This window comes from Jiangella gansuensis DSM 44835 (assembly GCF_000515395.1).
In the GTDB taxonomy this organism is placed as follows: Bacteria; Actinomycetota; Actinomycetes; order Jiangellales; family Jiangellaceae; genus Jiangella; species Jiangella gansuensis.
Window position 1 is genome coordinate 1248219 of record NZ_KI911782.1, and the last position, 14789, is coordinate 1263007.

At 69.8% G+C, this 14789-nt stretch carries 14 protein-coding genes; 5 read left to right on the plus strand and 9 right to left on the minus strand.

What is annotated here, in order from left to right; translation table 11 throughout:
* Positions 1–2 precede the first annotated feature (2 nt).
* From JIAGA_RS0106170 to JIAGA_RS0106180, 3 genes are read right to left on the minus strand one after another with little or no spacing between them, the layout of a single operon-like run.
* Positions 3–599 carry a TIGR03086 family metal-binding protein gene (locus JIAGA_RS0106170; RefSeq protein ID WP_026874994.1) on the minus strand — a complete coding sequence of 199 codons (597 nt, stop codon included), beginning with the start codon at positions 597–599 and terminating at the stop codon, positions 3–5.
* Positions 596–1603 (minus strand): RNA polymerase subunit sigma-70, encoded by a 1008-nt coding sequence (locus JIAGA_RS0106175; protein ID WP_026874995.1) that lies wholly within the window; start codon positions 1601–1603, stop codon positions 596–598. Before JIAGA_RS0106175 ends, JIAGA_RS0106170 begins: the two co-directional genes overlap by 4 nt.
* 41 nt (positions 1604–1644) lie before the next feature.
* Complete coding sequence (locus tag JIAGA_RS0106180) at positions 1645–2043, minus strand: VOC family protein (protein ID WP_026874996.1); 399 nt, start codon at positions 2041–2043, stop codon at positions 1645–1647.
* Between the two features lie 127 nt (positions 2044–2170).
* Between JIAGA_RS0106180 and JIAGA_RS0106185 the strand changes: the two genes are divergently transcribed.
* Positions 2171–2989, plus strand: a complete 819-nt coding sequence (locus tag JIAGA_RS0106185) for an NmrA family NAD(P)-binding protein (RefSeq protein WP_026874997.1) — start codon at positions 2171–2173, stop codon at positions 2987–2989.
* A gap of 39 nt (positions 2990–3028) precedes the next feature.
* Here JIAGA_RS0106185 and JIAGA_RS0106190 read toward each other — a convergent pair whose 3' ends face one another.
* The 4 genes from JIAGA_RS0106190 to JIAGA_RS0106205 form a co-directional block, all read right to left on the minus strand.
* Positions 3029–3955 (minus strand): ABC transporter permease, encoded by a 927-nt coding sequence (locus tag JIAGA_RS0106190; RefSeq protein WP_026874998.1) that lies wholly within the window; start codon positions 3953–3955, stop codon positions 3029–3031.
* Positions 3948–4886: an ABC transporter permease gene (locus JIAGA_RS0106195; protein WP_211239533.1), complete on the minus strand. Its 939-nt coding sequence runs from the start codon at positions 4884–4886 to the stop codon at positions 3948–3950. The genes JIAGA_RS0106190 and JIAGA_RS0106195 overlap by 8 nt, the downstream gene beginning before the upstream one ends.
* 19 nt (positions 4887–4905) lie before the next feature.
* Positions 4906–6276, minus strand: a complete 1371-nt coding sequence (locus JIAGA_RS27890) for a M14 family zinc carboxypeptidase (protein ID WP_035812158.1) — start codon at positions 6274–6276, stop codon at positions 4906–4908.
* A 108-nt stretch (positions 6277–6384) separates the two neighbouring features.
* Positions 6385–7992: a peptide ABC transporter substrate-binding protein gene (locus JIAGA_RS0106205; RefSeq protein WP_026875000.1), complete on the minus strand. Its 1608-nt coding sequence runs from the start codon at positions 7990–7992 to the stop codon at positions 6385–6387.
* A 226-nt stretch (positions 7993–8218) separates the two neighbouring features.
* Here JIAGA_RS0106205 and JIAGA_RS27895 point away from each other — a divergent pair, with 226 nt between their 5' ends.
* From JIAGA_RS27895 to JIAGA_RS35190, 3 genes are all read left to right on the plus strand, one after another.
* Positions 8219–8722, plus strand: a complete 504-nt coding sequence (locus JIAGA_RS27895; RefSeq protein WP_051425778.1) for a GbsR/MarR family transcriptional regulator — start codon at positions 8219–8221, stop codon at positions 8720–8722.
* A gap of 358 nt (positions 8723–9080) precedes the next feature.
* Positions 9081–10421: an RNA 5'-3' helicase PhoH2 gene (gene phoH2 / locus JIAGA_RS0106215; protein ID WP_084469505.1), complete on the plus strand. Its 1341-nt coding sequence runs from the start codon at positions 9081–9083 to the stop codon at positions 10419–10421.
* Positions 10422–10668: 247 nt separating this feature from the next.
* Entirely contained in the window at positions 10669–11379 is a 711-nt protein-coding gene (locus JIAGA_RS35190) for an aggregation-promoting factor C-terminal-like domain-containing protein (RefSeq protein WP_051425779.1), read from the plus strand.
* A 128-nt stretch (positions 11380–11507) separates the two neighbouring features.
* Here JIAGA_RS35190 and JIAGA_RS0106225 read toward each other — a convergent pair whose 3' ends face one another.
* The gene (locus JIAGA_RS0106225) at positions 11508–12911 is read right to left on the minus strand and encodes a class II fumarate hydratase (protein WP_026875002.1); all 1404 of its coding nucleotides are present in this window, start codon (positions 12909–12911) and stop codon (positions 11508–11510) included.
* Positions 12912–13117: 206 nt separating this feature from the next.
* On the opposite strand from JIAGA_RS0106225, the gene JIAGA_RS0106230 reads away from it, so the two are divergent.
* Complete coding sequence (locus tag JIAGA_RS0106230) at positions 13118–13912, plus strand: hypothetical protein (RefSeq protein ID WP_026875003.1); 795 nt, start codon at positions 13118–13120, stop codon at positions 13910–13912.
* Positions 13913–14000: 88 nt separating this feature from the next.
* On the opposite strand, the gene JIAGA_RS0106235 is transcribed toward JIAGA_RS0106230, so the two are convergent.
* Entirely contained in the window at positions 14001–14687 is a 687-nt protein-coding gene (locus JIAGA_RS0106235) for a spermine/spermidine synthase domain-containing protein (RefSeq protein WP_051425780.1), read from the minus strand.
* Between the last annotated feature and the right edge of the window lie 102 nt (positions 14688–14789).

A 14789-nucleotide genomic window follows, 5' to 3' on the forward strand; every position in this document is an offset into this window, starting at 1 on the left:
CGTCAGGGCACCCGGCCGAGGAACCCCAGCAGCCGGTCACCAGGGTGCCCGCCGGCCCCGACGGGGACGGGCGCGGCGAAGCGAACCGGCCGGTCGGCGTCGCCCACCAGCAGCTGCGCCAGGCCCAGGAGATCGGTCGCGAACGACGGTGGCAGCGGCCGGTCGTGCCCGCACGCGCGGGCCACGTCCCAGCCGTGCACCGCGATCTCCAGCGCCCCGGTGCCGGCGACGACGTCGACGTCGAGCCGATGCCCGCCGACAGCGACGGTGCCCGGGCCGCCGGAGGCCGCGCACCGGGCGAGCAGGCGGCAGGCGCTGGCCTTGATCGCCGAAACCGGGTCGTCCGTGGGGGCTCCCTGCGCGGGCTGGACGCCGACGGCGACGGCCGCGGTGTCCGCGGCCTCGACCAGCGTGGTCAGCGACTCGTCGACGTGCCAGAGCAACGTCCGCAGGTCCCACCCGGCGCACGGGGTGGCCCGCGCCAGCGCCGCCGGCCCGACCACGCTCAGGCTGCCGAGCGCGTAGGCGACGGCCCGGTCCAGCAGCTCGACCCCGCCGGCGAGGCCGGCCGCGTCCGGGCCGGCCGCCGGCCCGCTCATCGGACCGGCGAGGCCGGCAGCACGTCCGGCAGCCCGAAGAGCGGGAACAGGCTCACGTCGAAGAACTGCGCGATGTGCGAGATGCCGGCCGGGGTCATCGTGACAACCTGGACGGCGAACGGCCGGTGTACGCCGTCGGCATCGCGCAGGTACTGCGCCAGCGCCGGCTGCCCATTGGCCGTGGTGGGCACGAGGCGGAGGTCGCCGGCAGCCTTCGCCGGGCATGCCGTGGCGATGAGGGTGCCGATGTCGGCCGGGCCGCGGAACCATGCGGCGTACGGCGGCATCTCCCAGACGGCGTCCGCGGTCACCTCGCGCACGATGGCGTCGACGTCGTACGCCTCGAAGGCGGCCGCGTAGCGGTTCAGCTGCTCCTGTAGCTGCGGGGTCAGCGTCTCGACGGCGTCGTCCTGCGACGGAGAGACCCGTTCCAGCTGGGCGTGCGCCCGCTGCAACATGCTGTTGACCGCCGCGGTGGAGGTCTCCAGCAGGTCCGCCACCTCCGCCGCCTTCCAGCGCAGCACGTCGCGCAGCACCAGGACCGCCCGCTGCCGCGGCGGCAGGTGCTGCAGGGCGGCGATCAGCGCCAGCCGGACGCTCTCGCGCGACGTGACGACGGTGGCGGGGTCGACGCCGTCGGTGCTGTCGGCGCCGACGGTCACGTCCGGCAGCGGCTCCAGCCACGGCACCTCGGTGCGTTCGAGCAGGTCGCCGGTGGGTTCCGTGCTCGGGCCGCCGAGGCCGGTCGGCATGGGCCGGCGGCCGCGGCTCTCGATCGCGGTCAGGCACGCCGTGGTGGCGATGCGGTACAGCCACGTCCGCAACGACGAGCGCCCCTCGAACCGGTCGTAGGCCCGCCAGGCGCGCAGGTACGTCTCCTGGACGAGATCCTCGGCGTCGTGAACGGAGCCGAGCATCCGGTAGCAGTGCGCCAGCAACTCCCGCCGGTAAGGATGGGCGAGCTGCTGGAAGTCGCCCATGGTCTCGGTGGTGGTCTGCACCATTGCCTCCCTCGGTCCGTTCCGACCCTACGCCGCCTGGGCCGTCATCCGAGCTGTGTCGACGCGGCCATCTCCGCCTGATGCTCCGGGCTGATCTGGACGAGCTGCACGTAGTTGCCGTCGGGGTCCACGGCGGTGGCGAACAGGCTGCCGTCGCGGTCCTCCAACGGGGCCAGCCAGGTCGCTCCCATCTCGTCCAGGCGGGCGGCGACCGCGCGGGCGTCGTCGACGTCGAAGTTCAGGATCATCCGGCCGGGCTCGGGATTGGACGCGCCGACGTCGTCGCGGGAATCGATCATCAGGTAGAAGTCGCCGAACTTCAGGATGCGGTATGTCTCGACGCGGGCGTCGTCGGCGGGCGTGAACGCGGCCGCGTACCAGGCGCCGAGGCGGTCCGGGTCGGTGCTGGACAGCAGCATGCTGCCGAGGGTTGCTGCGCTCATGTGTTCCTCCTTCACCCGGCGCTGCGGCCGGGGTCGGTGTCGGTGTGTCGTTGGATAGACCGCCAAGGCGGACGGAACTCATCGGATCTCGCCGGACCTTGTCGGTGCCGGCCGATTGAATGGCGGCATGGCGGATTCGACTGTTCTCGTCCTGGGCTCAACGGGGTCCACCGGCCGGCGGGTCGCCGGTCAGCTGCGCTCGCGCGGGGTTCCGGTGCGCGCCGCCTCGCGTAGCGGCGAGGTGCCGTTCGACTGGTCCGAGCCACGCACGTGGGAGCCGGCGGTCGCCGGAGCCACGGCCATGTACCTGATGGCGCCGCACGAGCTTCCCGTCGACCCGGCCTTCGTCGACGTCGCAGTCGGCGCCGGGGTGCGCCGTATCGTGCTGCTGTCCAGCCGCGCTATCGAGGTCATGGACGACCGTCGACTGCTGGCCGCCGAGAGCACTGTGCGCGGTTCAGGGGCGGAGTGGACCATCGTCCGGCCCGACTGGTTCAACCAGAACTTCGACGAGGGCTTCTTCCGGCCGGCGGTCATGGCCGGTGAGTTCGCCATGCCGCTCGGCGATGTCCGGCAGGTCTTCATCGACGCCGACGACATCGCGGCGGTGGCGGTGGCCGCGCTCACCGAAGACGGCCACGGCGGGCAGAGCTACGAGGTCACCGGGCCGGAGGCACTGTCGTTCGGTGCGGCGGCCGAGATCATCGGCAGCGCCGCCGGGCGCACCGTCCGGTACCGCGGCTCGCCGGAGGAGTACCTGGCCGCACAGGAGGCGATCGGGGTGCCCCGGGCCTCGGCCGAACCAGCGTTGGCGGGGTTCGCGGCGCTGCGTGAGCAGGGCGACGGCGAACCCACCGATGTCGTCCGGCGGGTCGCCGGCCGGGCGCCCACGGTGTTCGCCGAGTACGCCGCCGCGGCTGCCGCCAGGGGTGCGTGGGCGGGCTGACCCCGGCCCGGGCAGGCGGGGGCCAGGCGGCGGCAGGGCTCAGCGCTGCCGCGGGTCCAGAGCGTCGCGGATCATGTCGCCCAGCACGATGAAGCTCAGCACGGTCAGGCTGAGGAAGATCGACGGGAAGATCAGCAGGTGCGGCGCGGAGGCGAAGTCGGTCGAGGCGTTCGACAGCTGCAGGCCCCACGAGATCGCCGGTGACTGCAGGCCGACGCCCAGGAACGTCAGCGTCGACTCCACGACGATGACCGTGCCGATGTCCAGCGTCACCAGCACCATGATCGGCGTGATCGCGTTCGGCAGCACGTGCCGGCGCAGCAACCGCAGCTTCGTCGCGCCCAGGCCCACGGAGGCGCGTACGTAGTCCATGTCCCGGACCGACATGACGCTGGAGCGCATCACCCGGGTCATCGACGGCCAGCGGAACATCGCCAGCACCAGGGCCACCACCCAGATGCTGCGGGCGTCGAAGCTGGTCAGCACCACCAGGGCGCCCAGCAGGAACGGGAAGCCGAAGAACACGTCGGCGAACCGCGAGACCACGGCATCCACGACCCTGCCGAAGAAACCGGCCAGGCTGCCCAGCACCAGCGCGAGCACCAGCGTGAGCGAGGTGACCAGGATGCCCACGCTGATCGACGCCCGGGCACCGTGGACGACGTTGGCGTACACGTCGCAGCCCTGCTTGTCGAAGCCGAACGGGTGGCCGGCGCTGGGGCCGTCGGTGCTGCGGGCGAGGTCGCAGACCCGCGGGTCCCCGTTGCCGAACCAGCCGGCGAACAGCTGCGGGAACGCCGCCATGAGAATCAGCAGCACCACGCACAGGGCGCTGACGATGAACAGCGGCCGGCGGCGCAAATCGGCCCAGGCGTCGCCGAGCAGCGTCGTCGGCTTCTCCGGCGCGGGCGTGGGCTCCGGCGCGGGCGTGCCCGCGTCGGCCGTGGCGGTGGTCGGGTCACTCATGGCGAATCCTCGGGTCCAGCACGCCGTAGAGCAGATCCACGACGAGGTTCGCGATCAGGAAGATCAGCACGAGCACGGTCGCCACGCCCACGACCACCGGGCCCTGCTGCGCGGAGATGGACGAGAACAGCAGCTGACCGACGCCCGGCAGGTTGAAGACCCCCTCGATGATCACGGTGCCGCCGAGCAGGTAACCGAGATCGATGCCGAGGAACGTGACGGCGGGGATCAGTGAGTTGCGCAGGACGTGCCGAAAGATGACCCGGCGGCGGGTGAGGCCTTTCGCCGTCGCCGTCTTGACGTAGTCGGCGCGCAGGTTCTCCAGCACGCTGGCCCGCACCAGCCGGGCCACCGACGCCAGCCCGAAGATCGCCAGGAGGATCGACGGCAGCAGGTAGCTGACCGGCCAGCCGTCCCCCACGCCGGACACCGGGACGATGCCGAGCCGGACGCCGAAGACGATCTGCGCGGTGTACGCCAGCACGAAGACCGGGATCGAGATGACGCCGACGGTGAAGAACAGCGTCACGTGGTCCAGCCAGCGGCCCTTGCGCAGCGCGGTCACCACCCCGAGCGTGACTCCCACGACCACCTGGATGACCCAGGCGGTGACGGCCAGCCGGATCGTCACCGGCCAGCGCTGCCCCATCAGGTCGGCCACCGGGCGGCCGTTGAAGTCGGTGCCGAGGTCGCCGCTGAACAGGCTGGCCAGGTACTTCGCGTACTGGAGGAGGACCGGGTCGTCGAGGTTGAACTGCTCGCGCATGGCGTTCACGACGCTTTCGGGCAGCTGCCGGTCGCCGCCCAGCGCCCGGATCGGGTCGCCGGGCAGGGCGTAGACGGCCAGGTAGATCAGCAGCGTGACGCCGAAGAAGACGAGCACCAGTTGCAGCAGGCGCGCGACGACGTACTTGCCCATGCCGCCGGTCACACTGGCCTCCCCATGTCGTTCAGGCGCCCGCGGCGTGGGCGGCCGTGACGATGATCGACGCGTACTGCACGGCGGCCAGCTTGCCGTACGGGATGGGGTCCGCGGGGGTAACATCGGCTGCTTCGCCGGCCCACGTCCGGTAGGTGGACTCCATGGCCGCGCGCTGCTCCCGGATCAGTGGGGTGCCGTTGCCGATGGCGATCTCGCCGTCCAGTGCGCGCAGCAACGTCCCGCCCCAGCGCAGCCGGAACATGTGCACGACGTCGAGGCAGCCGAACCGTTCGCCCACCGTCGCCGGCCGTTGCGCGTCCGGCTGGCCGGCCCGGTGCTCGCTCTGCTTCGCGGCCTTGGCCAGCATCGGCACGAACGCCTCGGACGAGCGCAAGAACGGGGAGCGGACCGTGAGCTCCGGACGGGCGGCGCTGAGGATCCGGTCGAGCTGGAGGTGGGTCTCGCGGAGGCCGGCCGCCTGCTCACGCAACACGTCGGCGTAGGTCTGGTCGAGCGTGGTGGTGTCGTCCGCGTCCGGGTGCGTCCAGTACGGCACCTCGGTGACCAGTGTGAGCGTGCCGTACTTCGCGGCATACGCGGCGCTGGACGCCCCGGACAGCCGTTCGGTGGGGTCCAGGCCGGCGGCCTCGGTGAAGTCGTACTGGTCCTCGCTGCGGATCATCCCGAAGATCGCCGGCGCGTACTGCTCGACGTACGGCGCCTCGGGCTCGCCGGTGTCCAGCGGCAGGTCGACCGCCGCGGCGATGTCGTGCAGGGCGCCGTAGAGCTCCGGCTCCGGCCGGGACAGGTAGTAGTACACGCCGCCGTACTCGCCGTTGTGCAGCGAGCACATGAACGCCGGCTCGGTGTCGTCGATGAGCCGCATCAGCGCCACCGTCTCCGGCATCATCCGGTCGAAGTAGGCACGTTTGTAACTGAACGGGAACGTCCACTCGACCTGCTCGTCCGGTGCCGGACGGTAGAACTGCCGGCCGTAGTGCTCGCGGGTCAGCGGACCGGTGAACCAACCCTCGTTGAGCCGCATCCCGTCCGGGTCGATGCACGGGATGACGTGCCACGTGTAGCCCAGCCGGTCCAGCAGGTCGCGGTCCTCGGTGAGGTTCTGGACCAGGTGCAGCGCGGTGATGTTGCCGATCGGCTCGTTCGGGTGCACCCCGCCGAAGACGACGGCGTGCCGGTCGGCGTCGCCGATGACGATCTCCTCGATCGGCTCGCCCAGCCGGGACGTGCCGATGCGGCGCATGCTGGTCACGTCCGGGTGCGCGGCATGGACCCGCCGGAGACCGGCGACCAGGTCGTCGACGCTGGGGAACACGTCGGCCTCCGGCAGCGTGCGCAGTGCCTCGTCGACCAGGTGGGACGTCGTCGGGGTTGTCACTCGGCGGTCTCTCCTCGCGCGATCCGGCGTCGCCGGTCGGCGGCGACGGTGGTGAACGTGGTGCCGGCCCGGCGCCGCCGGTTCGCGACGGCGCCGGGCCGGGGCTTGTCAGTTCTCGACGACGACGTCGTTGAGCTCGATCTGGTCGAAACCGATGATCACGTTGGACACGTTGTCGCTGTGTGCGTAGACGTACTTGGCGTAGAAGAGCGGCACCACCGGGAAGTCGGCCATGATCTGCTCCTCGGCCTGCTTGTACAGCTCGACCGCCTCTTCCGGCGTCGGCGCCCCGTCGGCCTGCGCGATCAGCGCGTCGACCTCGGCGTTGGTGTAGCCGCCGGCGCCCTCACGGCCGTCGCCGCTGGAGCTGAACACGGCCGTCAGCTGGTTCTGCATGCTCGGGTACAGCGAGCCCCAGCCACCGCGGAACGGCCCGGAGGCCTGCTGGGTCCGCAGCGCGTCGAGGAACTGCACGAAGCCGGGCTGGCTCTGCAGCGTGACCTCCGCGATGCCGAGGTTCTGCCGGATCTGGTTCGCCAGCGCCTCGAAGGTCTGGTCGTATCCCACGCCGCCCGGGAACCAGATCTCCATCGGGCCCTCCCAGCCGCCGGCCTCGGCCAGCAGCTGCTTCGCGGCGTCCGGGTCGAACTCGCAGAACTCGCCGCACAGGCCCTCCGTGCCGCCGCCGATGGTGGTCGGCCCGTGCAGCGACGTGGCCGGGGTGTAGAGCCCGCCGAAGATGGCCTCGTTCACCGCGTCCCGGTCGATGGCCATCGAGACGGCCTGCCGGATGCGCGGATCCTGGAAGCGCGGGTCCCACAGCGGGAAACCCAGCCAGTCCAGCCGGACCGCCTCGAACGCGACGAAGTTGTCGGCGAAGTCGGAGTCGACCTGCTTGTACTTCTCCTGGGGCACCGACACGATGTCGACCGACCCGCCGATGGCGTCGGTGTACGCGGTGGTGGTGTCGCTGTAGATGCGGAACGTGATGCTGTCGGCGTTGGTCTCCGGCCCCTGGTAGTCCTCGTACCGGGTGACGGACAGCTGGACGTCGTGCTCCCAGGTGCCGTCCATCTGGTAAGGGCCGTTGCCGATGGGCGCCTCGTTGAACGCGTCGAAGTCCTCGAACGCCACCGTCGGCAGCGGGTAGAAGCCAGGGTTGCCCAGCTTGTACGGGAACTGGCTGTCCGCTGCCTTCAGCGTGACCCGCAGCGTGGTGTCGTCGACGACCTCGACGCCGGACAGCGTCTGCGCGGTCGGCTCACCCTGCGCGGGGTTGAGCTCGTCGTACCCGACCACCTGCGCGAACAGGGCGTTGTTGACCCAGGCGTTGGGGCCGTACGCGGTGGCGTTCCACGCGTCGGCGTAGCTCTGCGCCGTCACCGGCTCGCCGTTGTGGAACGTCCAGTCCGGCTTGATCGTGATGGTCCAGACGATGTTGTCGTCGCTCTCGATCGACTCCGCGTGCAGCATCTGCGGCTCGCTCTGGTCGCCGAACTTCACCAGCCCGGAGAAGAGCGCGTGCATCTCGTCGAACGCGCCCTGGGCACGGCCGGGGATCAGGGAGTCCGGCTCGTCGATGCCGACGGAGAACGTCCCGCCGGTGCCGCCGCCGTCGCCCGTGTCGGTGCTGTCGTCGGAGCCGCCGCCGCATGCGGTGACGGTCAGGAGTGCAGCACCGACAGCGAGTGCTGAGAGCCGTTGCCACGTACGCATGGTCACCTTCCGGTGTGCCAGGGGCAGGTTTCGCTGTGCCCGCTCACTTGATGGAGAGTGAATCTAGTGACACGCTGAACTTTCAAGCAAGCCACTATTTAGCTGAAGTTTCAGAAGTTACTGAGACTTAACTGATCGAACCGCAGGCGTGCGGTGGCGAATTCGGGCACGCGGATGCTGGTCAGCGCGCAGGGCGATGGCCCACCATGTGGGTCTTGGAGGTGTCATGGCAGACGACGGGGCGAAGCTGGAGTTCTTCGTCGAAGAGCTGGGGTTGCTCTTCGAGGAGATGGGCCAAGGACGCATGAACGGCAGAGTCCTCGGCTACCTGATGCTCAGCACGGCACCCTACGTCTCCACCGCCGAGCTCAAGCGGGAGCTCAACGCCAGCGCGGGTTCCATCTCGACCGCCACGCGTGCGCTGTCCGAGCCCGGATTCATCCGGAAGGTGTCCGTGCCCGGCTCACGCGGCCACTTCTTCCGCGCCGACGAAGACGTCTGGGGCGCCTTCCTCGCCACCGAGCACCGGTACTTCGCCACTCGCCGGCGCCTCGCCACGTCTGTCCTGGCCGCGCTGGAGCCGGAGGACGAGGTCATCCGCAAGCGCATGGAGAACATGTACGACTACTTCGAGTGGCTCGAGACGTACCACCAGAAGATGTACGCCGACTGGGAGGCGTACAAGCTCGAGCGCGAGAGCGCCGCGAAGCGCGAGCCCACCGCCGGCTGACCGCACCCGCCCGCACGCTGCGACCCCTCACTCGGCCCGCCCCGCGTTGATCTTGGAGTTCTCGCAGAATCGCAGCCCGAAATGCCCGATAGATTCCGCGGAGACTCCAAGATCAACGGAACGCGAAACCGATCGTTCACGTCGTCGTCAAGGCGTGTCCTATCGCGGCGGACCGGCGCGGCGCTAATCTGGTCGTGGCGGTTGGTGAGTAGCCGGCCGTCCGGGAGGCCCGTCCTACGTGCTGACACCATGGCGCGAACGGAGGGCCGGCACCCGGCCCAGTGGGCTCGGTCCCGGCACTCCGCGCGACACAGACGCCTGAGCCGTCAGGGTGCACTCAGGCGTGAGGGAGACGGACGTGGCCGCTTCCAGGAACCAGACCCGTCGTCGCACCACCCGGCCTGAGCCGGCTCGCCGCACCTACGTGCTCGACACGAGCGTGCTGCTGGCCGACCCATACGCGATCTTGCGCTTCGCCGAGCACGAGGTCGTCCTGCCGATCGTGGTGATCACCGAACTCGAGGCCAAGCGCCATCACCCGGAGCTCGGGTACTTCGCCCGCTCCGCGTTGCGCCTGCTCGACGAGCTACGCGTCGAACACGGTCGCCTCGATGTTCCGTTGCCGGTCGGCGACGACGACGGTACGGTCCGCGTCGAGCTCAACCACACCGATCCGGAAGTGTTGCCGGCCGGTTTCCGGCTGGGCGACAACGACTCCCGCATCCTCGCCGTGGCCCGCAACCTGGCCGCCGAGGGCGCCGACGTCACGCTGGTGTCGAAGGACCTGCCGATGCGCGTCAAGGCATCGTCGGTCGGCCTGCACGCCGAGGAGTACCGCGCCGAGACCGTCATCGAGTCCGGCTGGACCGGTATGGCCGAGCTCGAGGTCCCTGGCAGCTTGCTCGACGAGCTGTACGAGTCCGGCTCCGCCGACTACGAGGAGGCGCGCGAGCTGCCCTGCCACACCGGGCTGGTGCTGCACAGCGAACGCGGCAGCGGCCTGGGGCGGATGACCGCGGACAAGCGCATCCGCCTGGTGCGCGGCGACCGCGAGGCGTTCGGGCTGCACGGCCGGTCGGCCGAGCAGCGCATCGCGTTGGACCTGCTGCTCGACGACGAGGTCGGCATCGTGTCGCTGGGCGGCCGGGCCGGTACCGGGAAGTCGGCGCTGGCCCTGTGCGCCGGGCTCGAGGCGGTCATGGAGCGCCGCGTGCACAAGAAGGTGGTCGTGTTCCGGCCGCTGTACGCAGTCGGCGGCCAGGACCTCGGCTACCTGCCGGGCAACGAGTCCGAGAAGATGAACCCCTGGGCCCAGGCGGTCTACGACACCCTCGGCGCCCTGACCACGCAGGACGTCATCGACGAGGTCGTGGCCCGCGGCATGCTCGAGGTGCTGCCGCTGACCCACATCCGCGGCCGCTCGCTGCACGACGCCTTCGTCATCGTCGACGAGGCCCAGTCGCTGGAGCGCAACGTCCTGCTCACGGTGCTGTCGCGGGTGGGCAGCAACTCCCGGGTCGTGCTGACCCACGATGTCGGCCAGCGCGACAACCTCCGCGTCGGCCGGCACGACGGCGTCGTCGCGGTGGCCGAGAAGCTCAAGGGCCACCCGCTGTTCGCGCACGTGACCCTGACCCGCTCGGAGCGTTCGCCCATCGCGGCGCTCGTCACCGAGATGCTGGAGAACATGTCCGGCTGATTTTCCCCAAATGATCACGTGGACTATGGGTGCTCCCGCTTCACCGGGAATGTAGGCCTGGTGAAGCGGGAGAAGCCCTGGTGAGGGCGGTTTCTAGAGCGCTCCCGGGCGCCGCGCCGGGACGGCCGATTGCCCGGCTGTGGGCGGTTCGCCGGTTTCACGGTGGGCGAGGTCACACGCCATCGAGTTGGCAAAGGTCACGATTTCATTGCAGTGTGGTGGAGCCCTACAGGAAGGTTCCCACCTCGTGCATCGCAGACGCAGACATCTGCGCCGGCTCGGTCTCGGGCTCGGATTCATCACATCGATCATCGTTCTGGCCACCCTCGTCACGGGGTGGGTCGTCGACTCGGCGGCACCGCCCAATGCGGTGGCCAGCATGGATTCGGGGGCGCTGCCCCAGGTGAACTCCAAGGCTCAGGTCACACCGCAGCCATCGCTGGAGCGGCAGCTCGCCGAAGCGGCCGAGGCTCAGGTCGCGGCCGAGGCGGCCCGGGCCAAGGCTGAAGCCGAAGCAAAGGCCAAGGCAGAGGCCGAAGCGAAGGCCAAGGCTGAAGCGGAGGCGAAGGCCAAGGCCGAAGCCGAGGCGGCCGCCCGCGCCGAGGCCGAACGGCAGGCGGCCGCGGAGGAGGCGGCCCGGTCGCTGGAGCGCGCCGCCGAGGACCCCAAGTCCGCCGCCCGCGCCCTCATGGCCGACTACGGCTGGGGCGACGACCAGTTCTCGTGCCTCGACCGGCTCTGGACCCGGGAATCGAACTGGCGGCACACGGCGGAGAACCCGTCGTCCGGCGCCTACGGCATCCCCCAGTCGCTGCCCGCGAGCAAGATGTCCCGCTTCGGTGACGACTACCGGACCAACCCGATCACCCAGATCGAGTGGGGTCTCTGGTACATCGACGACCGCTACGGCACGCCGTGCGAGGCGTGGGGGCACTCCGAAGCCGTCGGCTGGTACTGACGGCCCGGCGCCGCTGGCGCCTCTGAGCAGGCATCGCATGCCAGAACCGCGGATGGGCCCTGATCAGGGCACCATCCGCGGTTCTGCGTTGCAGAGACCACAGGGCCCAACCGGCCCCGCGGGATCCGTCAGCCGGCCGACGGGGGCCGCGTCATGCTCAGTACGTCGAGGGCCTCGTCGAGCTGCTCCTCGGTGAGCTGGCCGGTGTCGAGGTAGCCGCGCTCGACGACGACCTGCCGGATCGTCTTGCGCTCGGCCAGTGCCTGCTTGGCGACCTTCGCCGCCTCCTCGTAGCCGATGTAGCGGTTGAGCGGCGTCACGATGGACGGCGACGACTCCGCGTACTCGCGGCAGCGGTCCTCGTTGGCCTCGATGCCCGCGACACAGCGGTCGGCGAACAGTCGCGAGATGTTCGAGAGCAGCCGGATCGACTCCAGCAGGTTGCGGACGATGACCGGCAGCATCACGTTGAGCTCGAAGTTGCCGGCCGCCCCGGCGAACGCCACCGCGGCGTCGTTGCCGACCACCTGAGCGCTCACCATGCACAGCGCCTCGGGGATCACCGGGTTGACCTTGCCGGGCATGATGGACGAGCCGGGCTGAAGGTCCGGCAGTGCGATCTCGGCCAGTCCGGCGCGCGGTCCGGAGCCCATCCAGCGCACGTCGTTGGAGATCTTGTACAGCGAGACGGCGATCGTGCGCAGCTGGCCGGACAGCTCGACCAGCCCGTCGCGGGCGCCCTGCGCCTCGAAGTGGTTGCGGGCCTCGGTGATGGGCAGCCCCGTGTCGGCGGCGATGCGCTCGATGACGGCGGCGGCGAAGCCGGGCGGGGTGTTGATTCCGGTGCCGACGGCGGTGCCACCCAGCGGGACCTCGGCCACGCGCGGCAGTACCGCCTGCAGCCGTTCGACACCGTAGGCCACCTGCGCGGCGTAGCCGCCGAACTCCTGCCCGAGCGTGACGGGGGTGGCGTCCATGAGGTGCGTGCGGCCGCTCTTGACGACTCCCGCGAACTCGGCCGCCTTGCGCGACAACTCCCGCTCGAGGTGCTGCAGTGCGGGGATCAGCTCGCCGATGACGGCGCCCGTGGCGGCGACGTGGATGGCCGTCGGGAACACGTCGTTGCTGGACTGCGAGGCGTTGACGTGGTCGTTGGGGTGGACCTGCTGGCCAGTGCGCTCCGAGGCCAGGGTGGCGAGGACCTCGTTGGTGTTCATGTTGCTCGACGTGCCGGAACCGGTCTGGAAGACGTCGATGGGGAAGTGCTCGTCGAAATCGCCCCGGGCGACCTCCACGGCGGCCTCGTGGATGCCCTTCGCCAGGTCGGCGTCGACGACCCCGAGGTCGGCGTTGACGCGTGCGGCCGCGCTCTTGATGGTGGCCAGCGCCTGGATGAGCGAGCGCTCGATGCGCGTGCCGGAGACGGGGAAGTTCTCGACTGCCCGCTGGGTCTGGGCGCGGTACTTCGCCGCGGCCGGGACCCGTACCTCGCCCATGGTGTCCTGTTCGATCCGGTACTCAAGGTCGCTCATGGTGACCATCATGGCGTGCCCGGGGGACGATCTGCCGCCGGGGTCGAACCTGCTTGCCGGCCGACAAGCGTGATCTACGGCATATTGCCCAGCGCACACCGATACCGGCATACTTCTTCCATAAAAGAATGAGCCTTCGTTTTGGTGGCGTCGCAGGGAGGTACGGGGCGCAAGGCCTGATCCAGGGTGCTCGCCTCGACACACTTATGGCATTTGACATCCGCGAATACACCCGAACATCCGCAGCGGTGAAGTGGCAGGATCTGCCGTTCGAGGAGTTCCGTACGAATCCACTGCCGCCCGAAACACTGCGCAGCCTTCGCTACATGTGCGACGTCGAGTACCACACCGTCTGCTACCTACGGGACATGCTGGTCACGCCATCGCACAAAGACCCGCAGGTCACGGCATTCATGACGATGTGGAACATGGAGGAGTTCTGGCACGGTGAGGCACTTGCCGAGGTGCTCGGCATGCACGGCCTCAGTGTCGACTACGACCACCTCAAGGCCGTCCGCCTGAAGATGGGCTGGCGCGACAAGTTCGACCCGATCAAGCAGTCGATGCTGGCCAACATCGTCGGCCAGGACTTCGTCGCCGTCCACATGATCTGGGGCGCGGCCAACGAATGGTCGGCCATCACCGCGTACAACCGGCTGGCTGCGCTGGAGAAGCACCCGGTGCTGGCAGAGCTGCTCAAGCGCATCGCCAAACAGGAGGCCCGCCACGTCGCGTTCTACGCCACCCAGGCGCGGGATCGGCTGGCACGCAGCAAGAAGGCGCAGAAGATCGCCCGGTTCGCGCTGCGCAAGTACTGGGGACCGGTGGGCACGGGAGTCATGGCCGAGTCCGAGGTGCGCCATGTGCTGCATCACCTCATGAGCGGCCCTGACGGGCGGCAGGCCGCGCGCAGCATCGACGATCACATCAGCAAGATGCCGGGCCTGGCCGGGCTGCGCATCGTGGAGAACGCGCTCGACGTGCGCGGCGTCCCGGCCTGATCGGCCCGGCTCGCTTCGCTCCGAGGTGATCTGCCGCTCCACCAGGCAAGCATTCCTGGTGGAGCGGGTGCACCCATGGTCCACGTGATCATTCCGGGTCGCGGCGGGCGGCGAAATACAGGTGGTACTGGATGTCGCGGCCCTCGCGGCGCACGGTGCGCACCACCTCGTCGACATCGCCGACGGCGTCGGCCAAGGCGGCGCCCAACGCCGTCGACGGTGCCGCTGACCAGACGGCGAGCAGGCCGCCGGGGCGCAGTGCCCGGGCCGCCTGCGTCAACAGCGGCCGCTCGTACACCTGCGCGTTCGCCGCGTGCACCAGCATGTCCGGGCCGTTGTCGACGTCGAGCAGGATGCCGTCGTACGTGGACGGGGCGACGCCCGGCAGCAGCTCGCGGACGTCGTCGACCAGCACCCGGACCCGCGGGTCGCCGACGACGGCCCCGACACCGGGCACGACGCCATCGCGCAGCACCTCCACCAGGATCGGTTCGAGCTCGACGACGTCGACTGCCTGGACCCGCGGGTCGCCCAGCAGTTCCGCGACCGTGAAACCGAAGCCGAGGCCGGCCACCAGGACCCGTTCGGGGACGGGATGACGTTCGAGCAGGACACCGGCGAGCAGCCGCTCGGTGGACGTCTCGGCGGTGTCCATGAGGAACGTTCCGTTGACGATGAGTTCGTAGATCGTCTCGTCGGCGGCGAACCGGCTGCGGACCACGACTTCACCGCCGATGCCGTCGCGCCGGACCAGTGTGCGCGGAAGGTCATCCACAGGTTCACCGTATGTCCTCGACCAGTCGCACTCGATGTCGTAACGTCGACTCACACTTCAACGCTCCGATGACGAAGCGGTCACTGGAGCGCGCTGTGTGTG